The sequence below is a fragment of the Streptomyces sp. NPDC050315 genome, from assembly GCF_040655775.1.
In the GTDB taxonomy this organism is placed as follows: domain Bacteria; phylum Actinomycetota; class Actinomycetes; order Streptomycetales; family Streptomycetaceae; genus Streptomyces.
Window position 1 is genome coordinate 1 of sequence record NZ_JBFAKN010000014.1, and the last position, 25,854, is coordinate 25,854.

The 25,854-nt window shown below is 73.0% G+C and carries 27 protein-coding genes; 25 read left to right on the forward strand and 2 right to left on the reverse strand.

Translation table 11 applies throughout. The features are described from left to right. The 19 genes from AB0I82_RS34635 to AB0I82_RS34725 form a co-directional block, all read left to right on the forward strand. The coding region (locus AB0I82_RS34635) for a biotin/lipoyl-containing protein (protein ID WP_363261456.1) at window positions 1–1,308 on the forward strand (1,308 nt) is incomplete at its 5' end. A 270-nt stretch (window positions 1,309–1,578) separates the two neighbouring features. Further along, window positions 1,579–2,223 carry a hypothetical protein gene (locus AB0I82_RS34640; protein ID WP_363261457.1) on the forward strand — a complete coding sequence of 215 codons (645 nt, stop codon included), beginning with the start codon at window positions 1,579–1,581 and terminating at the stop codon, window positions 2,221–2,223. Next, window positions 2,220–3,089: a hypothetical protein gene (locus tag AB0I82_RS34645; protein ID WP_363261458.1), complete on the forward strand. Its 870-nt coding sequence runs from the start codon at window positions 2,220–2,222 to the stop codon at window positions 3,087–3,089. The genes AB0I82_RS34640 and AB0I82_RS34645 overlap by 4 nt, the downstream gene beginning before the upstream one ends. A gap of 80 nt (window positions 3,090–3,169) precedes the next feature. After that, window positions 3,170–4,642, forward strand: coding sequence for an FAD-dependent monooxygenase (locus tag AB0I82_RS34650; protein WP_363261459.1), 1,473 nt, complete (start codon window positions 3,170–3,172; stop codon window positions 4,640–4,642). 50 nt (window positions 4,643–4,692) lie between these two features. Beyond that, on the forward strand, window positions 4,693–5,022 hold the full coding sequence (locus tag AB0I82_RS34655; protein ID WP_363261460.1) for a TcmI family type II polyketide cyclase: 330 nt from the start codon (window positions 4,693–4,695) through the stop codon (window positions 5,020–5,022). Then, window positions 5,019–6,290: a beta-ketoacyl-[acyl-carrier-protein] synthase family protein gene (locus AB0I82_RS34660; RefSeq protein WP_363261462.1), complete on the forward strand. Its 1,272-nt coding sequence runs from the start codon at window positions 5,019–5,021 to the stop codon at window positions 6,288–6,290. The genes AB0I82_RS34655 and AB0I82_RS34660 overlap by 4 nt, the downstream gene beginning before the upstream one ends. Then, window positions 6,287–7,501 carry a ketosynthase chain-length factor gene (locus AB0I82_RS34665; protein WP_363261463.1) on the forward strand — a complete coding sequence of 405 codons (1,215 nt, stop codon included), beginning with the start codon at window positions 6,287–6,289 and terminating at the stop codon, window positions 7,499–7,501. The genes AB0I82_RS34660 and AB0I82_RS34665 overlap by 4 nt, the downstream gene beginning before the upstream one ends. Window positions 7,502–7,560: 59 nt before the next feature. Then, window positions 7,561–7,824 (forward strand): acyl carrier protein, encoded by a 264-nt coding sequence (locus tag AB0I82_RS34670; RefSeq protein ID WP_363261464.1) that lies wholly within the window; start codon window positions 7,561–7,563, stop codon window positions 7,822–7,824. 102 nt (window positions 7,825–7,926) lie between these two features. Next, the gene (gene fabG, locus AB0I82_RS34675) at window positions 7,927–8,712 is read left to right on the forward strand and encodes a 3-oxoacyl-ACP reductase FabG (RefSeq protein WP_363261465.1); all 786 of its coding nucleotides are present in this window, start codon (window positions 7,927–7,929) and stop codon (window positions 8,710–8,712) included. A gap of 37 nt (window positions 8,713–8,749) precedes the next feature. Then, a complete protein-coding gene (locus AB0I82_RS34680; protein WP_363261466.1) occupies window positions 8,750–9,685 on the forward strand; it encodes an aromatase/cyclase in 936 nt (311 codons plus the stop codon). Between the two features lies 1 nt (window position 9,686). Then, on the forward strand, window positions 9,687–11,990 hold the full coding sequence (locus tag AB0I82_RS34685; protein WP_363261467.1) for an SDR family oxidoreductase: 2,304 nt from the start codon (window positions 9,687–9,689) through the stop codon (window positions 11,988–11,990). 122 nt (window positions 11,991–12,112) lie between these two features. After that, window positions 12,113–13,507, forward strand: a complete 1,395-nt coding sequence (locus AB0I82_RS34690; protein WP_363261468.1) for an MFS transporter — start codon at window positions 12,113–12,115, stop codon at window positions 13,505–13,507. Further along, window positions 13,504–13,983 carry an acyl carrier protein gene (locus AB0I82_RS34695; RefSeq protein WP_363261469.1) on the forward strand — a complete coding sequence of 160 codons (480 nt, stop codon included), beginning with the start codon at window positions 13,504–13,506 and terminating at the stop codon, window positions 13,981–13,983. The genes AB0I82_RS34690 and AB0I82_RS34695 overlap by 4 nt, the downstream gene beginning before the upstream one ends. Further along, entirely contained in the window at window positions 13,980–14,726 is a 747-nt protein-coding gene (locus AB0I82_RS34700) for a 4'-phosphopantetheinyl transferase superfamily protein (protein ID WP_363261470.1), read from the forward strand. Before AB0I82_RS34695 ends, AB0I82_RS34700 begins: the two co-directional genes overlap by 4 nt. Window positions 14,727–14,852: 126 nt before the next feature. After that, window positions 14,853–16,358, forward strand: coding sequence for an acyl-CoA carboxylase subunit beta (locus tag AB0I82_RS34705; RefSeq protein WP_363261530.1), 1,506 nt, complete (start codon window positions 14,853–14,855; stop codon window positions 16,356–16,358). Between the two features lie 20 nt (window positions 16,359–16,378). Continuing rightward, a complete protein-coding gene (locus AB0I82_RS34710) occupies window positions 16,379–16,585 on the forward strand; it encodes an acyl-CoA carboxylase subunit epsilon (RefSeq protein WP_363261471.1) in 207 nt (68 codons plus the stop codon). A gap of 27 nt (window positions 16,586–16,612) precedes the next feature. After that, on the forward strand, window positions 16,613–16,744 hold the full coding sequence (locus AB0I82_RS34715) for a hypothetical protein (RefSeq protein WP_363261472.1): 132 nt from the start codon (window positions 16,613–16,615) through the stop codon (window positions 16,742–16,744). A 113-nt stretch (window positions 16,745–16,857) separates the two neighbouring features. Continuing rightward, entirely contained in the window at window positions 16,858–17,763 is a 906-nt protein-coding gene (locus AB0I82_RS34720) for an alpha/beta fold hydrolase (protein ID WP_363261473.1), read from the forward strand. Continuing rightward, window positions 17,760–19,040 (forward strand): MFS transporter, encoded by a 1,281-nt coding sequence (locus AB0I82_RS34725; RefSeq protein ID WP_363261474.1) that lies wholly within the window; start codon window positions 17,760–17,762, stop codon window positions 19,038–19,040. Before AB0I82_RS34720 ends, AB0I82_RS34725 begins: the two co-directional genes overlap by 4 nt. 40 nt (window positions 19,041–19,080) lie before the next feature. Here the strand turns inward: AB0I82_RS34725 and AB0I82_RS34730 are convergent, their stop codons facing one another. Continuing rightward, a complete protein-coding gene (locus AB0I82_RS34730) occupies window positions 19,081–19,857 on the reverse strand; it encodes a response regulator transcription factor (RefSeq protein ID WP_363261475.1) in 777 nt (258 codons plus the stop codon). A 206-nt stretch (window positions 19,858–20,063) separates the two neighbouring features. Further along, window positions 20,064–20,732: a TetR/AcrR family transcriptional regulator gene (locus AB0I82_RS34735; RefSeq protein ID WP_363261476.1), complete on the reverse strand. Its 669-nt coding sequence runs from the start codon at window positions 20,730–20,732 to the stop codon at window positions 20,064–20,066. A 175-nt stretch (window positions 20,733–20,907) separates the two neighbouring features. On the opposite strand from AB0I82_RS34735, the gene AB0I82_RS34740 reads away from it, so the two are divergent. The 6 genes from AB0I82_RS34740 to AB0I82_RS34765 all read left to right on the forward strand — a co-directional run bounded on the left by AB0I82_RS34740 (window position 20,908) and on the right by AB0I82_RS34765 (window position 25,662). Beyond that, a complete protein-coding gene (locus AB0I82_RS34740) occupies window positions 20,908–21,234 on the forward strand; it encodes a VOC family protein (protein ID WP_051831754.1) in 327 nt (108 codons plus the stop codon). 64 nt (window positions 21,235–21,298) lie between these two features. After that, window positions 21,299–21,988 carry a hypothetical protein gene (locus tag AB0I82_RS34745; RefSeq protein WP_363261477.1) on the forward strand — a complete coding sequence of 230 codons (690 nt, stop codon included), beginning with the start codon at window positions 21,299–21,301 and terminating at the stop codon, window positions 21,986–21,988. Continuing rightward, on the forward strand, window positions 21,985–23,223 hold the full coding sequence (locus AB0I82_RS34750) for an MFS transporter (protein WP_363261478.1): 1,239 nt from the start codon (window positions 21,985–21,987) through the stop codon (window positions 23,221–23,223). The genes AB0I82_RS34745 and AB0I82_RS34750 overlap by 4 nt, the downstream gene beginning before the upstream one ends. A gap of 40 nt (window positions 23,224–23,263) precedes the next feature. Then, entirely contained in the window at window positions 23,264–23,863 is a 600-nt protein-coding gene (locus AB0I82_RS34755; protein WP_363261479.1) for a DsbA family oxidoreductase, read from the forward strand. A gap of 188 nt (window positions 23,864–24,051) precedes the next feature. Beyond that, window positions 24,052–24,636 carry an NAD(P)H-dependent oxidoreductase gene (locus AB0I82_RS34760; RefSeq protein ID WP_363261480.1) on the forward strand — a complete coding sequence of 195 codons (585 nt, stop codon included), beginning with the start codon at window positions 24,052–24,054 and terminating at the stop codon, window positions 24,634–24,636. A 99-nt stretch (window positions 24,637–24,735) separates the two neighbouring features. After that, the gene (locus tag AB0I82_RS34765; protein ID WP_363261481.1) at window positions 24,736–25,662 is read left to right on the forward strand and encodes an LLM class flavin-dependent oxidoreductase; all 927 of its coding nucleotides are present in this window, start codon (window positions 24,736–24,738) and stop codon (window positions 25,660–25,662) included. Window positions 25,663–25,854 lie beyond the last annotated feature (192 nt).

Consider the following 25,854-nt stretch of genomic DNA (forward strand, 5'->3'; position numbering starts at 1 on the left):
GAGCACGGCCTGCCGATCGCCATCAAGGCCGCCTTCGGCGGCGGCGGCCGCGGCCTGAAGGTCGCCCGCACGCTGGAGGAAGTACCGGAGCTGTACGACTCGGCGGTGCGCGAGGCCGTCGCCGCCTTCGGCCGCGGCGAGTGCTTCGTGGAGCGCTATCTGGACCGGCCGCGGCATGTGGAGACCCAGTGCCTGGCCGACAAGCACGGCAACGTGGTCGTCGTCTCGACGCGGGACTGCTCGCTGCAGCGCCGCCACCAGAAGCTGGTCGAGGAGGCCCCGGCGCCGTTCCTGTCCGAGGAGCAGAACGCCGAGCTGTACCGGGCGTCGAAGGCCATCCTGAAGGAGGCCGGCTACGAGGGCGCGGGGACGTGCGAGTTCCTGGTCGGGCAGGACGGGACGATCTCCTTCCTGGAGGTCAACACCCGCCTGCAGGTGGAGCACCCGGTCACCGAGGAGGTCACCGGCATCGACCTGGTCCGCGAGATGTTCCGCATCGCCGACGGCGAAGAGCTGGGCTACGAGGACCCGGCGGTGCGCGGGCACTCCTTCGAGTTCCGCATCAACGGCGAAGACCCGGGCCGTAACTTCCTCCCGGCCCCCGGCACCGTCACGAAGTTCGAGGGCCCCACCGGCCCCGGCGTGCGCCTGGATGCGGGTGTGGAGTCCGGCTCGGTCATCGGCCCGGCCTGGGACTCGCTGCTCGCCAAGCTGATCGTCACCGGTGCGACGCGGCAGCAGGCCCTGGAGCGGGCGCGGCGGGCGTTGGCGGAGTTCACCGTCGACGGGATGGCCACCGCGATCCCGTTCCACCGTGCCGTGGTCGAGGACGAGGCGTTCACCGCGGACCCGTTCGCCGTGCACACCCGCTGGATCGAGACCGAGTTCAAGAACGAGATCGCCCCGTTCAGCGCACCGGGTGCGGACGAGGTCGAGGCCGATGGCCGCGAGGCGGTGGTCGTCGAGGTCGGTGGCAAGCGGCTGGAGGTGTCGCTGCCTGCCTCGCTCGGCATGCCGTTGGCGCGCGCCGCGGTGGCCGGGGGTGCCAAGCCCAAGCGCAAGGCGGCCAAGAAGTCCGGCTCCGCCGCCTCCGGCGACGCGCTCGCCTCGCCCATGCAGGGCACCATCGTGAAGATCGCGGTGGAGGACGGGCAGGAGGTCAAGGAGGGCGACCTGGTCGTCGTCCTGGAGGCGATGAAGATGGAGCAGCCGCTGAACGCGCACCGCTCCGGCACCGTCAAGGGCCTGACCGCCGAGGTCGGCGCCTCGCTCACCGCCGGCGCCGTCATCTGCGAAATCAAGGACTGACCCGAAAACAAGGGCTGAACAGCCGGCCCGTCGGCGTCGCGAAGACCTGACGGAAGTTGACATTCATCTGACACGGAATGCCTTGAGTGGCACCGTTCGGGCGGCGAAAATAGTAATCGGCCGCCAGGGAAATGAAGTCGGCCGGTCGAGAAGAATTCGCCTCGTCTTTCATCCCGTCTTGCACCCCGTATTTTCCGGGGGAATCCGGAGCGAATTTCCAGCGCTTTCCACCGCCACGAGACCACCGCCCAACAGAGAGGGCAGTAAAGAATGCTGTGCCACCCGACCCTCCCGGACATACGCCACGCCGGGACCGCGGCGGTGTTCGTCAGCCACTGGTACGTGCCCGACCGCACCGCGGCCCTGAAGGACCTGGACGAGGTCACCGCCGAGTGGGAGACCACCGAGTGGCCGGCCGACATCCTCTCCTTCAGCAGCTACGTCAGCGCCGCCGGCGACACCGTACTGACCTACGCCCAGTGCGCGTCCGCCGCGGCCTACCGCCCCTTCGTCCGTTCGCTGGCCGGGGCCGCGTGCGCGGAGCCGGTGGAGTACCGGCTGCACACCGGCTTCGTACCGGACGGCGCCACCGGCGAGGCCCCCGGCTGTGTGGTCGCCGCGTCCTTCGACACCGACGGCCCGCTGCGCCAGCGCCATGTGATCGAGAAGATCACCGGCAACCTGCGGCGCGAGGGCCCGTACGCCTCGGACGGGATGCTCGGCGCGTACTTCCACACCAGCGTGGACGGCACCCGCGTCCTGAACTACGCGGAGTGGACCACGGACGAGGCGCACGAAGCGTTCCTGCGCGACGGCTGTTCCGGCCGGGCCCGCGCGTCCTACGAAGCCATCCCGGGGGTGCGGCCCATCGGCTACACCCGCTACCACCTCCACCACAGCGCGGTGCGCCCATGACCATCGACGCCACTCCCGCCAACCGCTGCCAGTTCTACCTCAACTCCCTGCACTCGCTGCTCTACTTCACCCCCGACCTCGACGAGAACCTGGCGGCGCACGGCGTCGACGACCCGATGGCCGGGTACTTCGCCGCCCGTACCGCCGCTCTGGGCCCGGTCGGCCCCGGCGCCGTCACCGCCGTCACCAACGGCTTCCACCACCGGCTGATCGCCGGGCACTTCCCCGCCCTGTGGGACCGGGTGGCCCCCGCCAAGGTGATAGCGGAACGGCTGCGCGCGGCCGATACGACGCTGCGCCGCTGCCTGGGCGAGGAGATCGCCGAGGCGCCCGAGACCGCCGAGGCCGCCGAGCTGGCCCTGCGCGCCGCGGAGGGCTGCGAGCGGGCCGGCCGCCCGATGTACGCGGCCCACACCGACCTGCCCGTACCGGACCAGCCGCATCTGGCCCTCTGGCACGCCGCGACCCTGCTGCGGGAGTACCGGGGCGACGGGCACTTCGCGGTACTGACGCACGCGGGACTGGCCGGGCTGGACGGGCTCGTCTCGCACTCCGCCGGGCCCGGGGGCATGCCCCGTGCCTTCGTGATGACCAAGCGCGGCTGGACCGACGAGGACTGGACCGCCGCCGAGGAACGGCTGCGCAACCGCGGCCTGTTGGACGCCGCGGGCGCCCTGACCGCCCGCGGCCTGGAACTGCGCGCACAGGTCGAGCGGGACACCGACCGCCTGGACGCCGCTCCGTACGCACACCTGGGCGCCGAAGGCGTCGCCCGGCTCACCACCCTGTGCCGCCGCCTGGTGACCACCGCCGCCGGCACCGGGGTCTTTCCCGCCCCGCTGCTGCCGGTCTTCGCCGACGCGTGACCGCGGCCGCCGACCGCCGTACCCCGGCGCGAACCGTCGCGAGCGACGGAACACCCCGCCCACCCAAGGAGAAAGAGGCAATGGACGCTGCAGTGATAGTTGTGGGGGCCGGCCCGGCCGGCCTCATGCTCGCAGGAGAGCTGCGGCTCGCCGGGGTCGACGTGATCGTCCTGGAGCGGCTGCCCGAGCGGACCGGTGAGTCCCGCGGGCTGGGCTTCACCGCGCGCACCATGGAGATCTTCGACCAGCGGGGGCTGCTGCCCCGCTTCGGCGACATCGAGACCAGCAACGTCGGCCACTTCGGCGGCCTGCCCGTCGACTTCGGCGTACTGGAGGGCGCACACCAGGCCGCGAAGACCATCCCGCAGTCCCAGACCGAAGCGGTCCTGGAGGCGTGGGTGGGCGAGCTGGGCACCGACCTGCGCCGCGGCCACGAACTGGTCTCCTTCCTCGACAAGGGCGACGCGGTGGAGGTCACCGTCCGTACGCCCGACGGCAGCACGCAGACGCTGCGCACCGGCTACCTGGTCGGCTGCGACGGCGGCCGCAGCACCGTCCGCAAGGCGGCGGGGTTCGACTTCCCCGGCACCGCGTCGACGCTGGAGATGTTCCTCGCCGACGTCAAGGGCCTGGACCTGGACCCGCGCATGATCGGCGAGACCTTCGACGGCGGCATGGTGATGGTCGGGCCGCTGCCCGGCGGCATCACCCGCCTCATCCTCTGCGAGCGCGGCACCCCGCCGCAGCGCCGCACCAGCGCCCCCTCCTACGAGGAGATCGTCGCCGGCTGGAAGCGCGTCACCGGCCAGGACATCTCGCACGGCGAGCCGGTCTGGGTCAGCTCCTTCGGGGACGCCACCCGCCAGGTCACCGAGTACCGCCGCGGCCGGGTCGTGCTCGCCGGCGACGCCGCCCACATCCACCTGCCGGCCGGCGGCCAGGGCATGAACACCAGCATCCAGGACGCGGTCAACCTCGGCTGGAAGCTCGCCGCCGTCGTCCAGGGACGCGCCCCCGAGACCCTGCTGGACACTTACCACGAGGAGCGGCACGCGGTGGGTCGGCGGCTGCTGATGAACACCCGGGCCCAGGGCCTGCTGTTCCTCTCCGGCGCCGAGATCCAGCCGCTGCGCGACGTCCTGAACGAGCTGATCGGCTACGAGGACGTCAGCCGCCACCTGGCCGCGATGGTCAGCGGGCTGGAGATCCGGTACGAGACCGGCGGCGGCAGCCACCCGCTGCTCGGCCGCCGGATGCCCGACCTCGAACTGACCCGCCCCGACGGCCGCACCACGGGCAGCACCGCGCTGCTCCACTCCGGCCGCGGCGTCCTGCTCGACCTGGCCGACAACGCCGTCCTGCGCGGCCGCGCGGCCGGCTGGTCGGACCGCGTCGACATCATCACCGCCACTGCCGCGCCGGCCGAGGGCAGCGAACTGGCCGGCACCACCGCCGTCCTGGTCCGCCCCGACGGCTACGTCGCCTGGGCCGCGCCCGGCACCCACGACGACCTGCCCATGTCCCTGGAGCGGTGGTTCGGCCCCGCCCGCTGAGCCCCGCCCACAGCGCCGGATTCCCACCGGCCGACAAGGAGATCCCACCAATGCACAGCACCCTCATCGTCGCGCGGATGAACCCGCAGTCCGCCGAGGACGTCGCCCGCCTCTTCGGGGAGTTCGACGGCACCGAGATGCCCCACCGCATGGGCACCCGCCGCCGCCAGCTGTTCTCGTACCGCGGCCTCTACTTCCACCTGCAGGACTTCGACACCGACAACGGCGGCGCGCTCATCGAGGAAGCCAAGACCGACCCGCGCTTCGTGCAGATCAGCGACGACCTCAAGCCCTTCATCGAGGCCTACGACCCGGCCACCTGGCGTTCGCCCAAGGACGCGATGGCGACCCGCTTCTACAACTGGGAGGCGTCCGCGTGAGCGCCCGACGCGTCGCCATCACCGGCATCGGGGTCCTCGCCCCGGGCGGTGTCGGCACCAAGAACTTCTGGTCCCTGCTGAGCGAGGGCCGCACCGCGACCCGCGCCATCACCTTCTTCGACGCCTCCTCCTTCCGTTCCCGGGTGGCGGCGGAGATCGACTTCGACCCCGAGCTGCACGGCCTGTCTCCGCAGGAGATCCGCCGGATGGACCGGGCCGCCCAGTTCGCCGTCGTCGCGGCCCGCGAGGCCCTCGGCGACAGCGGCCTGGAGTTCGCGGACCTCGACCCGTTCCGCACCGGTGTCACGGTCGGCAGCGCCGTCGGCGCCACCATGGGCCTGGACACCGAGTACCGCACCGTCAGCGACGGCGGGCGGCTGGACCTGGTCGACCACACCTACGCCGTACCGCACCTGTACGACTACCTCGTCCCCAGCTCGTTCGCGGCCGAGGTCGCCTGGGCGACCGGCGCGCAGGGCCCGGCCACCGTGGTCTCCACCGGCTGCACATCCGGCATCGACTCGGTCGGCCACGCCGTCGAGCTGATCCGCGAAGGCAGCGCCGATGTCATGATCGCGGGCTCCTCGGACGCCCCGATCTCGCCCATCACGATGGCGTGCTTCGACGCGATCAAGGCGACCACGCCCCGCCAGGACAGCCCCGAGACGGCTTCCCGGCCCTTCGACAACACCCGCAACGGCTTCGTACTGGGCGAGGGTTCGGCCTTCTTCGTCCTGGAGGAGCTCACCGCGGCCCAGGCGCGCGGCGCGCACATCTACGCCGAGATCGCCGGCTACGCCACCCGCTCCAACGCGTACCACATGACCGGCCTGCGCCCGGACGGCGCGGAGATGGCCGAGGCCATCCGCGTCGCCATGGCCGAGGCGCGGCTGAACGCGGAGGACATCGACTACATCAACGCGCACGGCTCCGGCACCAAGCAGAACGACCGCCACGAGACCGCCGCGTTCAAGAAGAGCCTGGGCGACCACGCCTACGCCACGCCGGTCAGCTCCATCAAGTCCATGGTCGGCCACTCGCTGGGCGCCATCGGCTCCATCGAGATCGCCGCCAGCGCGCTGGCCATGGAGCACCACGTCGTGCCGCCCACGGCCAACCTGCACACCCCCGACCCCGAATGCGACCTGGACTACGTCCCGGTCACCGCGCGCGAGCAGCGCACCGACGCCGTACTGACCGTGGGCAGCGGCTTCGGCGGCTTCCAGTCCGCGATGGTGCTCGCCCGGCCCGAGAGGAGCGACGCATGACCACCTCCGTGGCAGTGACCGGCCTGGGAGTCGCCTCTCCCAACGGGCTCGGCACACAGGACTTCTGGGCGGCCACCCGGATCGGCAAGAGCGGCATCGGCCCCGTCACCCGCTTCGACGCCTCGTCGTACCCGGCGACGCTGGCCGGCGAGGTGCCCGGCTTCGACGCGGCGGCCCACCTGCCCAGCCGGCTGATCCCGCAGACCGACCACATGACCCGCATGGCGCTGGTGGCGGCGGACTGGGCGCTGGCCGACGCCGGCATCACCCCCGGCGAGCAGCCCGCCTTCGACATGGGCGTGATCACCGCCAGCTCCTCCGGCGGCTTCGAGTTCGGCCAGAACGAGCTGCGGAAGCTGTGGAGCCAGGGCAGCCAGTACGTCAGCGCGTACCAGTCCTTCGCCTGGTTCTACGCCGTCAACAGCGGGCAGATCTCCATCCGCAACGGCATGAAGGGCCCCAGCGGCGTCCTCGTCAGCGACCAGGCGGGCGGCCTCGACGCGCTGGCCCAGGCCCGCCGCCAGATCCGCAAGGGCACCCCGCTGATCGTCTCCGGCGCCGTGGACGCCTCGATCTGCCCCTGGGGCTGGGCCGCCCAGCTCACCAGCGGACGGCTGTCCACCAGCGACAACCCCGACCGCGCCTATGTGCCCTTCGACGCGGCCGCGAGCGGCCATGTGCCGGGCGAGGGCGGCGCCCTCCTCGTCATGGAGGACACCGCGGCAGCGCGCGCCCGCGGCGCCCGTATCTACGGCGAACTCGTCGGGTACGCCGCGACGTTCGACCCCAAGCCGGGCACCGGCGGGGAGCCCGGGCTGCGCCGCGCCATCGAGCTGGCCCTCAGTGAGGCGGAGTGCGCCCCCGAGGACGTGGACGTGGTCTTCGCGGACGCGGCCGGGACCGTGGAGCTGGACCGGGCCGAGGCGGACGCGCTGCGCGCTGTCTTCGGCGCCCGGGGCGTACCGGTGACCGCGCCGAAGACCATGACGGGCCGGCTGTACTCCGGCGCCGCGCCGCTGGACGTGGCCGCCGCGCTGCTCGCGATGGACGAGGGCCTCATCCCGCCCACCGTGCACACCGACCCCGACCCGGCCTACGACCTCGACCTGGTCGTCGGCCAGCCCCGCACCGCCGAGGTCCGCACCGCGCTGGTGCTGGCCCGCGGCCACGGCGGCTTCAACTCCGCCGTCGTGCTCCGCGCCGACGGCTGACCTCCCGCTGTGTCCCGCAACGGCGCGGGACACCCATGATCCGAAACGAAGGAACGCACATGTCTGCTGCATTCACCCTGGACGACCTCAAGCGCATCCTCCTGGAGGGCGCCGGCGCCGACGAGGGCGTCGACCTGGACGGCGACATCCTCGACACCGACTTCGAGGAGCTGGGCTACGAGTCCCTGGCCCTGCTGGAGACCGGCGGCCGCATCGAGCGCGAGTGGGGCATCACGCTGGACGACTCGGCGCTGACCGACGCCGCCACGCCGCGCGCCCTCATCGAGACGGTCAACGCCCACCTGGCCCTCTCCGCGGCCTGACCCCGTCCCGGGGCGGCCGCGCCTCATCCGCGGCCGCCCCGGTCCCGGCCCTTCTCCCTCCCCACCCGGCACCGCCCGGGCCCAGACACAAGGAGTCCCTTCATGTCCCGTACGACCGGACGCCTCGCCCTCATCACCGGCGGCACCAGCGGCATCGGCCTGGCCGCGGCGCGCCTGCTGGGCGAGCAGGGCCACACCGTCTTCCTCGGCGCCCGCAACGCCGAGAACGTGGCAGCGACCGTCAAGCAGCTGCGCGAGGACGGCATCGAGGCCGACGGCGCCGAGCTGGACGTCCGCGACGACGCCAGCGTGCACGACTTCGTGCAGGCCGCCGTCGACCGCCACGGCAGCGTCGACGTACTGGTCAACAACGCCGGCCGCAGCGGCGGCGGCGTCACCGCCGACATCGCCACCGAGCTGTGGCACGACGTCATCGACACCAACCTCAACAGCGTCTTCCGCATGACCCGCGAGGTGCTCAACACCGGCCGGATGCGCCACAAGAGCCGCGGCCGCATCATCAACATCGCCTCCACGGCGGGCAAGCAGGGCGTCGTCCTCGGCGCCCCGTACTCGGCCTCCAAGCACGGCGTCGTCGGCTTCACCAAGGCGCTGGGCAACGAGCTGGCCCCGACCGGCATCACCGTCAACGCCGTGTGCCCCGGCTACGTCGAGACCCCGATGGCCCAGCGCGTCCGCCAGGGCTACGCCGCGGCGTACAACGCCACCGAGGACGCCATCCTCGAGAAGTTCCAGTCCAAGATCCCGCTCGGCCGCTACTCCACCCCGGAGGAGGTCGCCGGACTGGTCGGCTACCTCGCCTCCGACACCGCCGCCTCCATCACCTCGCAGGCGCTCAACGTCTGCGGCGGCCTCGGCAACTTCTGATCCATCCCCACTCTTCTTCTTTCTCAAGGAGTTCACCATGACGGTCCGTGAGGTCGAGCACGAGATCACCGTGCAGGCCCCCGCCGCCGAGGTCTACCGCCTGCTCGCCGAGGTGGAGAACTGGCCCCGCATCTTCCCGCCGACCCTCTACGTCGACCACGTCGAGCAGGGCGCCAACGAGGAGCGCATCCGGATCTGGGCCACCGCCAACGGCGAGGCCAAGAACTGGACGTCCCGCCGCACCCTGGACCCCGAGGCCCTGCGGATCACCTTCCGCCAGGAGGTCTCCGCGCCGCCGGTCGCGGCCATGGGCGGTGCCTGGATCATCGAGCCGCTCGGCGCGGACGAGTCCCGGATCCGGCTGCTGCACGACTACCGCGCGATCGACGACGACCCGGCCTCCCTGGAGTGGATCGACCAGGCCGTCGACCGCAACTCCCGCTCGGAGCTGGCCGCGCTGAAGACCAACGTCGAACTGGCCCACGCCTCGGCGGACCTGACCTTCTCCTTCGAGGACACGGTCCACATCGCGGGCTCCGCCAAGGACGCGTACGACTTCATCAACGAGGCCCACCTCTGGCAGGAGCGGCTCCCGCACGTGGCCTCCGTACGCCTGGAGGAGACCACCCCCGGGCTGCAGAGCCTGGAGATGGACACCCGCGCCAAGGACGGCTCCACGCACACCACGAAGTCGTACCGGGTCTGCTTCCCGCACCACAAGATCGCGTACAAGCAGGTCACCCTCCCGGCGCTGATGACCCTGCACACCGGCCGGTGGACGTTCGAGGAGACCGCGGACGGGGTGGCCGCGACCTCGCAGCACACGGTCGTCCTGAACACCGAGAACATCACCAAGATCCTCGGTCCGGACGCCGGCGTCGCCGAGGCCACGGAGTACGTGCGCACCGCGCTCAGCACCAACAGCCGGGCCACGCTGGGCCACGCCAAGGACCACGCCGAGGCGCGACGCTGAGATGGCCGTACTGGACACCCAGGTCATCGTCGTCGGGGCGGGCCCCGTAGGGCTGATGCTCGCCGGTGAACTGCGGCTGGGCGGTGCGGAGGTCGTCGTGCTGGAAGCGCGTACGGCCCCCACCACCGAGTCGCGGGCCTCCACCCTGCACGCCCGCACCATGGAGATCCTCGACTCCCGCGGCCTGCTGGACGAGCTGGGCACCCCGCCCCGCGAACCCCGCGGCCACTTCGGCGGCATCCCCCTGGACCTGACCCTCGACAGCAGCCACCCCGGCCAGTGGAAGGTCCTCCAGCACCGCACCGAGGAACTGCTGGAGGAGTGGGCGCGGTCGCTCGGCGCCGACATACGCCGCGGGCACGAGGTCCGCGGCCTGTCGGTCCTCGACGACCGCGTCGAGGTCGAGTCGGTGACCGGGGACGGCACCACCGTCACCGTCTCCGCGCTGTGCGTGGTCGGCTGCGACGGCGAGAACAGCACGGTACGCCGCCTGGCCGGCTCGGAATTCCCCGGCCGGGACGCCACCCGTGAGCTGCTGCGCGCGGACGTGGCGGGCCTGGACATCCCGAACCGGCGCTTCGAACGGCTGGAGAAGGGGCTGGCCATCGCCGCCCGGCGGGACGACGGCGTCACCCGCGTCATGGTGCACGAGTTCGGCCGGCCGGCCGGGACGCGCACCGGCGACCCGGACTTCGCCGAGGTCGCGGCGGTCTGGGAGCGGGTCACGGGGGAGGACATCAGCGGCGGCACCCCGCTGTGGGTCAACTCCTTCGGCGACGCCGACCGGCAGGCCACCGCCTACCGCGACGGACGCGTCCTGCTGGCCGGTGACGCCGCGCACCAGCAGATGCCCATCGGCGGGCAGGCGCTGAACCTGGGGCTCCAGGACGCGGTCAACCTCGGCTGGAAGCTGGCCATCCAGGTCCGCAGGCTCGGCAGCGAGGGCCTGCTGGACAGTTACCACGACGAACGGCACGCGGTCGGCGCCCGCGTCCGGTCCAACATCCAGGCGCAGGCGTTGCTGCTGCTGGGCGGCCCCGAGGTGGAGGCGGTGCGCTCCGTACTGGCCGAGCTGATCGAGCAGGAGCCGGTACGCGCCCACCTGGCAGGCATGATCTCCGGCCTGGACGTCCGGTACGACGTCGGCACCGGCGACCACCCGCTGCTGGGCGCCCGGCTCCCGCACACCCCGCTGCTGTGTGCCGACGGCAGCACCACCACCGCGGCGGCCCTGCTGCGCACCGGCCGCGGCCTGCTGCTGGACCTGTCCGGCGAGCAGGACGCCGAAGCGCCGCTGCACCGGGCGGCCGAGGGCCGCGAGGACCGGGTCACCGTGCTCGCCGCCCGCCTGGCCGGCGGCGCGGACGGCCACCCGCTGGCCGGGGCCGGCGCCGTCCTGGTCCGGCCCGACGGCCACCTCGTGTGGACGGGACGGACGACCGACGGCCTGGACGCCGCGCTGTACCGCTGGTTCGGCCTGACCGGGCCGGCCGCACCACTGACGAATCCGGCCGCGTCCGCGGCCGCGCAGGGAGGGAACACCATGGGCAGGCTCAACGGAAAGACGGCACTGGTCACCGGCTCCAGCCGGGGCATGGGGCGGGCCACCGCCGTGCGGCTGGCGCGCGAGGGCGCGCTGGTCGCCGTGCACTACACGAGCAACAAGGAGGCGGCCGCCGAGACCGTCGCCGCCATCGAGACGGAGGGCGGCCGGGCCTTCACGGTCCGCGCCGAGCTGGGCGTGCCCGGCGATGTGCACGAGCTGTTCCTCGCCCTGGAGGCCGGCCTGAAGGAGCGGACCGGCAGCACCGACCTGGACATCCTGGTCAACAACGCGGGGGAGATGGGTGGTGTCTCCGTGGAGGACACCACCCCCGAGAAGTTCGACCGGCTGGTCGCCGTCAACGCCAAGGCGCCGTTCTTCCTCATCAAGCGGGCGCTGAAGAACATGCCGGACGGCGGCCGGATCATCAACATCTCCTCCGGGCTGACCCACTTCGCCAACCCCGAGGAGATCGCGTACGCGATGACCAAGGGCGCGGTCGAGCAGCTCGCGCTGCACTTCGCCAAGCTCCTGGGGCCGCGCAACATCACCGTCAACAGCGTCGCGCCGGGCATCACCCGCAACGGCAACCCGGTGTTCGACATCCCCGAGGCGGTGGAGCAGATGGCCCAGCTCTCCGCGTTCAACCGGGTCGGTGAGCCCGAGGACGTCGCCGACGTCGTCACCTTCCTCGCCACCGACGACGCCCGGTGGGTCACCGGCGCCTTCCTCGACGCCAGCGGCGGCACCCTCCTGGGGTGAACCGGACGGGCCTCTACGGCCGCGGGGTCCGGACGCCCGGACGCCCGGACATCCGGACCCCCGCCCCAGGACCAGCCACCTCTCCCACCGGGAAGACCACCATGACGTCTACGACTTCTTCCGTGCCCCGCCCCGCCGCGGCCGCCGCCGGCACCCGGCGCTGGGGCCTGCTGACCGTCCTCGCCGGCAATATGCTCATCGACGCCCTGGAGGTGTCCGTACTGGTCGTGGCGGCGCCCGCCATCGGCGCCGACCTGCACCTGGCGCCGGCCGGCACGCAGTGGACCATGAGCGGTTTCGCCCTGGGCTTCGCCGGTCTGCTGCTGCTCGGGCCGCGGCTGGCCGCCCGCTGGGGCAGGCGGCGCCTGTACCTGGGCGCGCTGGCCGTCTTCGCCGTCGCGTCCCTCGTCGCGGGCGTCGCCACCGATCCGGTACTGCTGGTGGCCACCCGCTTCGTCAAGGGCGGCTGCGCCGCGCTGACGGCGCCGATGGGGCTGGCCATCATCATGTCCGTCTTCCCCGACGGCCCGGCGCGACGGCGCGCGATCTCCGTGTACACGCTCTTCGGGGCCAGCGGCTTCACCCTGGGCCTGCTGCTCTCCGGGCTGCTGACCGGCTGGGACTGGCGCTTCACCCTGGCCTTCCCGGCCCCGGTGGTGGCCGTGCTGTTCGTCGCGGGGCTGCGGCTCATCCCCGCGCAGGAACCCGCGGCCGCGCGGCAGCCGCTACCCCTGGCGCGGGTCCTGCTGCTCACCGCGGGCACCGCGGCCCTGGTCGGCGGGATCGCTCAGGTGCCCACCGACGGCTGGACCGGCCCGCGCACGGCCGGACTGCTGCTGACGGCCGCGGTCCTCTTCGCCCTGCTGGTGGTACGGGAACGCCGCTCGGCGGCCCCGATCCTGCCCGCCTCCGTACGCACCAGCGCCGCGCTGCGCAGGTCGGCGCTGGGCGCCGCCTGCCTCAACGGGTCCTACCTGGGCATGCTGTTCATCGCCACGCTCCAGCTGCAGGACGAGCTCGGCCGCAGCCCGCTGTACACCGCGCTGGCCTTCCTGCCCGCGAGCCTGCCGCTGGCCCTGACCGCCCTGCACTCCGGGGCGATGGTCGCGCGCTTCGGGGCCCGGCCGCTCATCGCCCTCGGGTCGCTGGCCGCGTTCGCCGGGTACCTCCTCCTGCTGCGCGAGAGCACCTCGTACGTCACCGGGCTGCTGCCCAGCCTCCTCCTGGTGGGCGCCGGCTTCGTGCTGGCCTTCACCGCCTTCAACACCCAGGCCGTCTCCGAGGCGGCCGACAGCGACAAGGCCGTCGCGGGCGCGGCGTACCAGACGGCCGTCCAGGCCGGTGCCGCGCTCATGCCGGCGCTGGCCGCGGCGCTGCTGACGGCCGGCACCGGAACGCCGGACCACCGCTCCGCCCATCTGCTCGTCGCCGCCGTCGGCCTGCTCGGCGTGGTCACGGCGCTGGCGGGCCTCGTAGTTCCCACCACCGTCCGCCACTCACCGAAGGAATCCGGATGACCGTCCAAGACAGCCGTACGGCCTGGGACGTCGACACCTGGGACCTCGACGCCTGGGACGTCGATGCCTGGGACGTCGACGGCTGGGAGTTCGACGACGACGCGGAAGACACGCTGCTCGGGCCGGAGGTCGCGGTGCCCGGCCGGTCCGTGATGGTGACGCTGCCTCTCGAAGAGCGCACCCGCATCATCGACGCCTACATCCGCCGAGAACTCGCCCGCGTGCTCCTCGTGGCCCCGCGTGACATCGACGTCGCCGGCCGCACGATGAACAGCCTCGGTGTCGGCTCCGTCGCCGGCCTCCAGCTGCAGAACCGCATCGAGCGCGCGCTGGAGGTGGAGGTGAACCTCCAGATGCTGCTGCTGGCCAGCAGCGCCCAGGAGCTCATCGACTGCCTCGCCGGCCAGCTCGGTCCCGAAGGTCACGACAACGGCCACCGCAACGGCCACGGCCACAGAGTCAGGCAGCACGCATGAACGGTTTTCTCGACGCCTGGCTGCTCCGCCTGCCCCGCCCCGACCAGCTCGGACCGCTGCTCGACAGCTCGGAACTGGACGCCCGCGAACAGGCCCGCGGCCGCTCCTTCACCCGGCCCCACGACGGCGTGCTGTACACCTCGGCACACATCGCGCTGCGCCGGGTCCTCGGCCACTACCTCGGACTCGCCCCGGAACGGGTGCCGTTCGTCCGCGAACCGTGTCCCGGCTGCGGCGAGCCCCACGGGCGCCCCGCCGTGGCCCACCCCGACCCGCCGCTGCACTTCTCGCTCTCGCACAGCAGCGGCATGGTGCTCGTCGCCGTCGCCTCCGAGACCGTCGGCGCCGACGTGGAGCGCCGGCCGCGTCCCGGCACCGTCGAGGTGTGCACCCCCTCGCTCCACCCGGCCGAACGGGCCGAGATCGAGGAGGTGCCGCCGCCCGGACACTGCGCCGTCTTCGGCCGCGTCTGGACGCGCAAAGAGGCGTACCTCAAGGCGCTGGGCACCGGTCTCAGCCGCTCGCCGGCCGCCGACTACCTCGGCGCCGACGTGCCGCGGCGCCCGCCGGGCTGGTCCGTCCTGGACCTCGACTGCGGCCCGCACCACGACGGTGCCGTCGCCTACCGGGGCGCGGCCGAAGCGCCCCGCGCCGTGCACCGGCTGCCCGCCGCCGTACTGCTGCCCGGCGGTGCGTCCGTGCCGGCCGCCACCGGCGCCCCGGCCCTTTCGCCCGCCGCCTGACCGGCGCGGCGCGCGGCCCGACGTACCCCACCGACCCGCAAGGAGATCTCAGTGACCGTCACCACCTTCACCCCGACCGTGCTGCCGCCCGAGGCCCACCTGGCGGAGCTGGAAACGCTCAAGGAGATGGCCCGCCAGGGACCGGACCCGGCCGCCACCGAACGCCAGCACGCCCGGGGCAAACTCACCGCGCACGAACGCATCGAACTGCTCCTGGACGAGGGCTCGTTCACGGAGGTCGAGCCGCTGCGCCGGCACCGCGCGACCGGCTTCGGCCTGGAGGACAAGAAGCCCTACACCGACGGTGTGATCACCGGCTGGGGCACCGTGCACGGCCGTACCGTCTTCGTCTACGCGCACGACTTCCGGATCTTCGGCGGCGCGCTCGGCGAGGCCCACGCGCAGAAGATCCACAAGATCATGGACATGGCCCTGCAGGCCGGTGCGCCGCTGGTGTCGCTCAACGACGGCGCCGGCGCCCGTATCCAGGAAGGCGTCTCCGCGCTCGCCGGATACGGCGGCATCTTCCAGCGCAACACCAAGGCGAGCGGCGTCATCCCGCAGATCAGCGTCATGCTGGGCCCGTGCGCGGGCGGGGCGGCGTACAGCCCGGCCCTGACCGACTTCGTCTTCATGGTCCGCGACACCTCGCAGATGTTCATCACCGGCCCGGACGTGGTCCGCGCGGTGACCGGCGAGGAGATCACCCAGAACGGGCTGGGCGGCGCCGACGTGCACGCCGAGACCTCGGGCGTCGCCCACTTCGCGTACGACGACGAGCGCACCTGCCTCGAAGAGGTCCGCTACCTGCTCTCGTTGCTGCCCTCCAACAACCGCGAACTGCCGCCCTCCGCACCGGCCACCGACCCCGTCGACCGCTCCTGCGAGGCGCTGCTGGACGTGGTCCCGGCCGAGCCGGGCCGTACGTACGACATCCGCCAGGTCATCGAGGAGATCGCCGACGACGGCGAGTACTTCGAGGTGCACCCGGGCTGGGCGGGCAACATCGTGTGCGCCCTGACCCGCTTCAACGGCGAGGTGGCCGGCATCGTCGCCAACCAGCCGGCGCACTTCGCCGGCGTGCTGGACATCGAGGCCAGCGAGAAGGCGGCGCGCTTCGTGCAGTTCTGCGACGCCTTCAACATCCCTCTGGTCACGCTCGTGGACGTGCCCGGCTTCCTGCCCGGCGTCGACCAGGAGCACAACGGCATCATCCGGCGCGGCGCCAAGCTCCTGTACGCGTACTGCAACGCCACGGTTCCGCGGATCTCCCTGGTGCTGCGCAAGGCGTACGGCGGCGCGTACATCGTCATGGACTCCCGCTCGATCGGCACCGACCTCGCGCTGGCCTGGCCGAGCAACGAGATCGCCGTGATGGGCGCGGAGGGCGCGGCCAACGTCATCTTCCGCCGGGAGATCGCCGCCTCCGCCGACCCGGAGGAGACCCGCGCCCAGAAGATCCGCGAGTACCGCGAGGAGCTGATGCACCCCTACTACGCCGCCGAACGCGGCCTCGTGGACGACGTCATCGACCCGCGCAGCACGCGCCAGGTCATCGCCCGGTCGCTGGCGATGCTCCGCAGCAAGCACGCCGGCCTGCCCTCCCGCAAGCACGGCAACCCGCCTCAGTAAGCCCCAGTAAGGAGTACCGAGTGAGCGAAGCACGCGACGTGATCCGTGTGGAGAAGGGCTTGCCCACCCCCGAGGAGCTGGCGGCCGTCACCGCCGTCCTGCTCAGGGTCATGGCCGCCGCTCCCGAAGACCCCGCGCCGGTCCGGCCCGCCACCGCGCGCTGGCGCCGCCTGGAGCGCGCCGAACGCGGCCCCGGGCCGCGCAGCTGGCAGGAACTGGCCGCGTAGCGCCGTGTCGTACGAGGAGGAAACACCGTGACCGTGACACAGGAAGCGCCCGGCACCGTCGAGGACAGCGGCCCGCCACGGGCCGGGTGGCAGCTGCCGCCCCTCGATGCCGAGGACGACTTCGACGCCGAACCGCACATCATCCGCGGTACGGACTGACCGGCCGCATCCCGGGCGGGCGCCGCTTCCCCGGCGCCCGCCCGCGCGCGTCCGCCTCCGCTCCCCCCTGTTCCCCGCCACCGCCGGGCACCCACCCGACTTGGAGTACTTCCATGCCCCAGCTGCTGCCGCCCGAGGCACCGCCCACCCCGCCGGACGATCCGGTCCGGGCCGTCGAGGTCGAAGCGGGCCCGCTGCGCCTGTCCGGCCTGCTCGCCCTGCCCGCAGGCGTCCCGCCGCGCGCCGTGCTCGTCGCGCTGCACGGCGGCGGGATGCGGGCCGGCTACTTCCACGGCCGGGCCGACCCGGCCACCTCGATGCTCGCCCTCGCGGCCTCCTGCGGGTACGCGGCGCTCGCGCTGGACCGGCCCGGGTACGGGAGTTCGGCGGCCGCGCTGCCCGACGGCCTGCCGCTGGCCGAGCAGGCCGGATACGTCCTGGCGGCCCTGGAGAGCCATGCGCGCGAGCACCCGGTGGGCGCCGGCTTCTTCCTGCTGGGGCACTCGATGGGCGGGAAGCTCGCCCTGATGACCGCGGCCCGGGACGGCGGCGACGGGCAGCGGCTGCTCGGCGTCGACGTGTCCGGCATCAGCGACCGCTGGGCCGTCGGCTCCGACCGGCTGGCGGACCCCGCCGGCCGCCGCGGCCACCGGCTGCACTGGGGCCCACTGGCCCTCTACCCGCCGGGCACCTTCCGGATGGCCGAGCCGCTGGTGGGCCCGATACCCCGCAACGAGCTGCGGGACGTGCCCTGTTGGCCGCGTACGTATCCGTCGGTCGCGCGCGATGTGCGGGTGCCGGTGCGCTTCACCTTCGCCGAGCACGAGAAGTGGTGGCGGTCCGACCGGTGGACGGTGGAGGCGATGACGGCCCGGCTGGCCGCGCCCCTCGTCCGCGTCGACCGGCTGGCCTGCGCGGGCCACAACATCAGCCTGGGGCGGACGGCACGCGGCTACCACCTGGGCGTCCTGGCGTTCCTGGAGGAGTGCGTGGCGCGCGCCGAAGGGGGCGCGCGGTGAGCGGCGGCGCCGTACTGCGCATGACCGCGTCGCTGCGGGTGCGCAACTTCCGGCTGTTCACGCTGGGCCAGCTGGCCTCGGTGACCGGCACCTGGATGATGTTCACCGCGCAGGACTGGCTCGTGCTGCGGCTGACCGGGGATTCGGCCGCCGCGCTGAGCGCCGTCACCGCGGCCCAGTTCGCGCCCGTACTGCTGCTGACCCTGCTGGGCGGACGGCTGGCGGACCGTTACGACAAGCGCCGCCTGCTGCTGGCGGCCAATCTCGCCTCCGCGGTACTGGCCGGGCTGCTGGCGACCGTGGCCCTCACCGGCGACCTGCGGCTGTGGCACATCATCGGCTGCGCGGCGGGCCTGGGCGTGGTCAACGCGGTGGAGATCCCGGCACGGATGTCCTTCGTCAGCGAGATGGTCGGCGGCGAACTGCTGCCGAACGCCTCGGCGCTGAGCGCCGCGTACTTCAACACGGCCCGGGTGCTGGGGCCCGCCGCCGCGGGCGCGCTCATCAGCGTGTGGGACGCCCCGGCGGTGCTGCTGCTCAACACCGTCAGCTATCTGGGCACGGTGGTCGCGCTGGCGCGGATGCGCCCGGAGGAGCTGTACCGGGGCACCGCCCGCGCGGCCCGCGGCGGCGTCGTGGCCGGACTGCGGTACGTCGCCGGGCGGCGCGACCTGCTGCTGCCGCTCGCGCTGGTGGCCCTGCTGGCGCTGGTCGGGTTCAACTTCCAGGTCACGCTGCCGCTGCTGGCCAGAACGGTCTTCGACACCGGGGCCGGCACCTTCGGGCTGCTGACCGCGGCGATGGCGGCCGGCTCGCTGGTGGCGGCGCTGGTCACCACGGTGCGCCGGGGCCGGCCCCGGCAGCGCGTCGTGCTGACCGCGGCGGTGGCCTTCGGCGTCGCGGAGATCGCTTCCGGGCTGGCGCCCACCTTCCCCGTTGCGCTGCTGTCCCTGGCCCTGACCGGCTTCGCGATGATGGTCTTCTCGCAGGCGGCCAACCACCGCGTGCAGCTGGGCACGGAGTCCGCCTACCGCGGCCGCGTCATGGCGCTCTACACCGTCATTTACCAGGGCACCACGCCGATCGGCGCCGTGCTCACCGGCTGGCTGGCCGGTGGCGCGGGTGCCCGCAGCGGCCTGTGGGTGGCCGGTGCCGTATGCCTGGCCGGGGCCCTGGCCGCCTGCGCCCTCGCCGCCCCGCGGGGCGAGCGGCGCGGCGTTCAGGACGCGGCGCGGCACCCCGCCGAGGCCCCGAGCGAGTCCGCTTCTCCCCGGTAGGGCGGGCGGACGGCTGCCGTCGGTGGCAGCTGCCGTCCCCTCACCGCACCGCGGCGGTGGAGTTCCAGGGCTGGCCGAGCCGGAAACCGACACCGCGTACGGTGACGATCCAGTCGCCGGAGCCGAGCTTGCGGCGCAGTCCGTTGACGTGGGTGTCCAGCGTGCGGCTGCGCGGGGTGTCGGTGTCCTGCCAGACCTGCTGGAGGATCTGCCGCCGGGTGACCACGGCGCCGGGCCGGGAGGCCAGGAGCAGCAGCAGGTCGAACTCCTTGCGGGTGAGCGGGACGGGCCGGCCGTGCATCCGTACCGTACGGGTGGTCTGCTCGACGACGAGCGGCCCCAGCTGCAGGACCGCGCCGGCCGTGGCCGCGGGCCGCGCCCGGCGCATCACCGCGCCCATTCTGGCCAGCAGTTCGCGGAATCCGTAGGGCTTGACCAGGTAGTCGTCGGCGCCGGCCTGGAGCCCGAGCACCCGGTCGACCTCGCTGTCCCGGGCGGTGACCGCGAGCAGCGGGGTGTCGCACACGGCCGTGATGGACCGGCAGATCTCCAGCCCGTCCACGTCGGGCAGTTCGAGGTCGATCAGGATCACATCGGCGTGGTGGTGTTCGCGCAGCGCGGCGGCGCCGGTCGCGGCGGTCCTGACCTGGTGGCCGTGGCGCTCCAGGCTGCGGGTGAGGGTCTGGGCGGTGCGGGCGTCGTTCTCGACGACGAGGACCCGCCACGGCCCGGCCGGCTGCGCGGTGAGCGGCGCCGGGCCGGGGCGGGCCGGTGACACCGGTGACGGATGGGGGAGTGACCTGACCGTCTGAGACACGGGCTCCTCCTGGAGTTCGCGGGTGGACGCGGGCTGCGAGGAGGGTGCGGACGGCGGCCGCGGCGCTGCGGTACCGCCCGTGCGCAGGACGGAGTACGGGCATGTACCCCCGTCTACGCGCCCCTCGGGCGCTGCCCAGAGCACAGTGGCACGCGAGCGGCCGCGCGGAGCGGTTGATAGCACCTAGGTTGAGCCCGCCCCGCCGCTTACGAGGCGGGGCCGTGCAGCGCGAGGAAGGCGGCGACGCCGGACTCGATCAGGGCTTCCGTCTCGTCCGCGGGCAGCGGCAGCGCGCCGTGCAGGGAGCGCTCGTACACCTCCGAGGTGACCAGCTGGGTGAAGTGGACGGACAGGGTCTCCGGGGTGGTGCCGTCGCGCAGCACGCCGGCCTTCACCAGTCCGCCGAGCCGCTCGGCCAGCCGGGCGCGCACCCGGCCGGGGCCGGTGCCGCGCCAGCTCTCGATGACGTGCGGCGGCAGGTGCGGGGCCTCGGCGAAGATCACGCGGACCAGCGCGAAGTGGCTCTCGAAGTCGGTCTGCGGCACGGCCAGCGCGCGCCCGAGGGCGGTGAGCGCGGCGGTCGGATCGGTCTCGGGGCTGCCCAGGTGGTGGTCGATGATCTCTTCCTGGTGTGCGGCGACGGCCTGGGAGCTCTGCTGCACGACGGCGAGGAAGAGGTGCTCCTTGTCCTGGTGGTGGTTGTAGATCGTGCGCTTGGAGACCCCGGCCTCGGCGGCGATGGCGTCGACGCTGGCCCGGCTGTAGCCCTCCCTCCCGAAGACTGTGCGCGCCGCGCAGTCGATGGCGGCGCGCTTTCCGGGGCGGCCGGTGGGCGCGATTTCGGGGGTCGTACGGGGGGCGGCGGAAGGCGTCATGGCAGGCCGGTCTCCTCAAATTGCACTGGGCGGTTTACAAGGTGAACTGCACGGTGTAGTTTACTTCGTGTCGGAGCCGCCGGGAAACCCCGCGGAACCCCGCTTCCCGTCCCACCTCCTCTCCGCCGGCGGCACCGCACCACCGGCCACTGGGACCCCACGAAAGGACACCACTATGTTCGGCAAGCTCACGGTCACCAAGCTCTTCTGCGACGACCTGGACGCCATGGTCGCCTTCTACCGCGACCGGCTGGGCCTGAAGGTCCTGCAGGAGTACCCGGGCACCACCTTCGTCTTCGACACCGGCCACGGCGGCGAGCTGATCGTCACCAACACCAAGGGCGACCAGCCCATCAGTATCGCCTTCACCGAGGTCGACATCCCCGCGGCCCACCAGGCGCTGGCCGACCTGGGCGCCACCGACATCGCGCCGCACAAGACCGGCGAGCGGTTCGAGATCACCGACCCGCAGGGCAACAACCTCATCTTCGTCAACGCCTGACAGCGCGCCGCCCGCCACAGCGGGCGGCAGCGCGGACCTCCTCACCTCGCCCAGGGAGACCGTCGTGACCCACACCTCCGCCCCCACGCGCCCCGATGCCGAGCCCACCCACCGCAGCCGGCTCGCGCGCTACGCGCTCTACCTCGTCGGCTGTGTCGTCTTCGCCGCCGGAGCCACGCTCTTCATCCACGCCGGGATGGGTGTGGACCCCCTCGACGTCCTCTCCCTCGGGCTCCTGGAGCACCTGCCGGGAACGATCGGGCTGGCCCAGGCCGCCATCGCCGCCGTCTGCATCCTGATCTGGTCCGTCTGGAACCGCCGCCGCCCGGTCCTGATGCCCTTCGTGACCTTCCTGCTCTGCGGCTCCCTGATCGACCTGATGCGCCTGGCCGACCTGGGCTGGCTGGCCTCGGTGCCCGCCCTGGTCACCGCGGTACTGCTGTGCGCCTACGGCTCCGCGCTGATCATCATGAGCGGCACCGGCATCCGCGCCATGGACCTGCTCGTCATCAGCCTCAACCAGCGTCTGCACGTGCCCTTCTGGCTCGCCAAGGTCGGCATCGAGGGCGTCCTGCTCACCCTCGGCTGGCTGCTGGGCGGCCCGGTCGGCGTCGGCACCCTCGCCTTCCTCGTCTGCGTCGACGGCCTCATCCAGCCCTTCATGGCCTTCAACGCCCGCGTCCTGCGCCTGACCAACCACGGCCTGCCCACCCGCGCCCCCGTGCGCTCCCTCGCGATCGGAGTGGCCCGATGACAGCCACCACCAGCGCGCCCCGCGCCGGCGTGTTCCCCCTCCTGCTCTTCGCTTCCACCCTGACCGTCATGGCCGGCTCGGTGCTCTCCCCGGTCATCGAGGTCCTCCGCGGTGACCTGGGCGTGAGCGGCACGGCGGCCGGGCTGGTCGTCACCGTCCACAGCCTCGGGATAGCCCTCGTCAGCCCGTTCGCCGGGCGCCTGCTGGACCGCTTCGGCACCCGCGTCCCGCTCGCCGCCGGCCTCCTGGTCTACGGCGTGGCCGGCGGCGCCGGAGCCCTCATCGACAGCTACCCGGCGCTCATCGTCGCCCGCCTGATCTTCGGCGCCGGTGCCTCCTTCGTCTTCGCCGGCACCACCGTCGCGCTGCTCTCCCTCTACCAGGGCCGCGCCAAGGACCGGGCCATGGGCTGGCGGTCCACCGCCACCAGCCTCGGCGGCGTCCTGTGGCCGCTGGCCGCCGGTGCCGTGGGCGGCATCTCCTGGCACCTGCCCTTCGCGATCTACCTCATCGCCGTCCCGCTCGGCCTCGCCACCCTCTTCGTTCTGCCGAAGCACGTCGTGCCCGCCGGCGGCCCGGCCGGCGAGACCATGGGCGCCCTGACCCTGCTGCGCCGCCACCGCATCCTCCTCGCCTGGTACGGCCTGCAGTTCCTCTCTTCGCTGCTGCTGTACGCGCTGATGGTCTTCCTGCCCCAGCAGCTGGCCGCCGCGGGCGTCACGAGCCCGATGCTGGTCTCCCTGTACACCGTCGCCATGTCCGCCGTGATGAGCCTGATCGGCCTGGGATACGCCCCGCTGCGCGAACGGCTGGGCGAGCGCACCCTGCTGCACCTGGCCGTCGCCCTGTGGGTCGTGGCCTTCGCCCTCCTCGCCGTGACCAGCCAGCCGGTGCTGCTGTTCCTGGTCCCCGTCCTCTTCGGCATCGGCCAGGGCGTGTTCTTCCCGGTCGTGACCGTACTGATCGGCGAGGGCGTCCCCGAGGCCGTCCGCGGCCAGGCCACCTCGCTCTCCGGAACCGCCACCTTCGCGGGGCAGTTCGTCTCGCCGCTGCTGGTCGGCCCGCTGCTGGCCGCCACCGGCTTCGAGGCAGGCTTCTTCCTGGTCGCCGGGGTCCCGGCGCTCGCCCTGGCCGCCCTCCTGTTCACCCGCAACGCCCGCCGCACCGCCCCGCCCGCCGAGAACGCCGGCACCGCCGAGGCCCCGGCCGCGTCTCAGACCGCGACCGTGCGCTGACCGCGCCGCTCCTTCCGAACCACGCCCCCGGAGGCCCCCGATGAAGATCACCATGGTCCTGGACGTCATCTGCGCCCACTCCTACCTCGCCTACCACCACCTGCAGCAGGCCCTGCAGACCCACCGCGCGGCCGGCGGCAGCGCCGAGGTGACCTTCCTCCCCTTCCAGCTCGACCCCGCGGCGCCGCACACGCCGGAACCGCTCAAGACGGTCCTTACGCGCAAGTTCGGGCCCGCGGCGCTGGACTCCGCGGCCGCGATGGCGAAGAAGGCGGCGGGCGAGGGGCTCGTACTGGACTACGACCGCGCGGTGAACGCCAACACCCGCCCCGCCCACCTCCTGATCACCCACGCCGAGCGGCACGGCCGCGGCGAGGAGGTGGCCGAGCGCCTCTTCCGCGCCCACTTCACCGACGGCCTGAACATCGCCGACACCGAGACGCTCGGCCGGCTGGCCGCCGAAGCGGGCCTGCCCAGCGCCCCCGACGCCGCCGACGAAGCCGAACTGACGCGCCGTCTGGAGCAGACCCGGGCGCTGGCCGTACGCGCCGTGCCGGTCTTCCTCGCCGACGGCAGCACCCCGCTGGTCGGCGACCAGAGCCGGGCGGCCTTCGAGCGGCTGCTGGCCGGCGCCGCGTAACCCCGGCCACCGTCAAGTGACTTGCCAAAGCCGCTGAGGGCGACGGCGCAAGCCGCCCGGGCGGGACATCCCGCCAGTAGCGTGGCCGGCAGACAGCGGCAGCACCGGGCCCCGCCCGGTGCACACCGGCCACGCGCCTGCCTTCCGCACCCACTTCGACTGCATCCACTTAGAAGCATGGAGAACCCATGAGTACTGCACCCCTCAAGCTCGCCGTCGTGATCGGGAGCGTGCGCGAGAACCGCCTGGGCGCCAAGGTCGGCGACTGGTTCGTCCGCGAGGCCACCCAGCACCCCGACGTCGAGGTCGACGTCATCGACGTGATCGACCACCCGCTGCCGCTGGCGATCCCCGGCTTCGGCCAGGAGCCGGACGCCGCCACCCAGCAGATCAAGGACGGCATCACCCCGCGCATCGCGGCGGCCGACGCCTTCGTGGTGATCACCCCGGAGTACAACCACTCCTTCCCCGCCTCGCTGAAGAACGTCATCGACTGGCACCTGAGCGAGTGGGCCGCCAAGCCCGTCGGCCTCGTCTCGTACGGCGGCATGGGCGGCGGCCTGCGCGCGGCCGAGCACCTGCGCCAGGTCTTCGCCGAGGTCCACGCCATGACCATCCGCGACATGATCAGCTTCCACAACCCCTGGGGTGCCTTCGAGGACGGTGCCGCGCCCGAGGGCGCCGAGGCGGCCGCCAAGAAGTTCCTGGACCAGCTGTCGTGGTGGGGCTACGCGCTGCGCACCGCCCGCGCCGAGACGCCCTACCAGGCCTGACGCCCTGAGCACCCGCCCGTACCGAACCCGACAGTCCGGCCCGTGCCCCGCTGCGCCCACCGCACAGCGGGGCACGGCCGGCCGCCGCTTGGAGGTCACGTGAACATCCCCCGGATCGGCATCACCCTCCCCTCGATCGGCGCGCCCGGCGAGGCCCTCCCCGACGTGGCGCAGGCCGCCCGCCGGGCCGAGGAAGCCGGGCTGGACGGGGTCTGGGCGGGCGATCACCTCACGCTCGGCGAGGCGCCCGCGCTCGACTCCGGCCTCGCCCTCGCCACGGCGGCCGCCGCCACCCGGACCCTCGGCATCGGCTGGTCCGTCTACCTGCCCTCTCTGCGGACCGTCTCCTGGGCGGCCCGGCAGATCGGCACCCTCCAGTACCTCGCCGGTGATGGCCGCCTCGACCTCGGCATCGGCGTGGGCGGCGGGGGAGCGGAATGGCACGCGGCGGGCACCACCGACGCCGACCGGGGCCACCGTACGGACGCGTTCCTCCGCCTCCTCCCGCAGCTGCTGGCCGGCCGTCCGACGCCGCTCCCCGACGTCCCCGGCACCCCGGAGTGCACGCTCGCCCCCGCGGTGCCCGTCCCGCCGGTGTGGATCGGCGGTTTCGCCACCGCGGCGCTGCGCCGCACGGTGCGGTACGGCACGGGCTGGCTCGGCGCCCTGCGAACCCCGGACGCGTTCCGCGCCACGGGTGACCGGCTCCGGGAGCTGGCCGCCGCGGAGAAGCGCCCCGCGCCCCGGCTGGCCACCATGATCCACGGCGCGCTCGCCCCGCGCGGTGCCACGGACGGCCTGCGCGACCGCTACGCCGCCACGCTCGCCGCGTCCTACGGCATGGACCAGGACACCGCCCGCACCCTGTCCGTCACCGGCGACCCCGAGCAGGTCGCCGAGCAGCTCATGGACTTCGTCCGGGCGGGCGCCGAGAGCCTGGTGTTCACCACCCCCGTGCCGGACTGGCACCGCTGCGCCGACCTGCTCGGCGAGGCCCGGCAGCTGGTCCTGCGCGAACTCTCCTGACCCTCCTCCCCGCAGGCGTCCCCCAGCGCCTGCCGTGTCCCGCCGACGGCACCCCCGAGCCGGGCGGGACGCGCCCCGGAAGGCAGGCCGGCGCCCCCGTCCGGCCTGCCTTCCGGCGCGTCCACCCCCTGACGCGGGTCATACGAGCCCACAAGTCTCGCTGTACGGACGTTAATTGACGAGCCGTCAGCA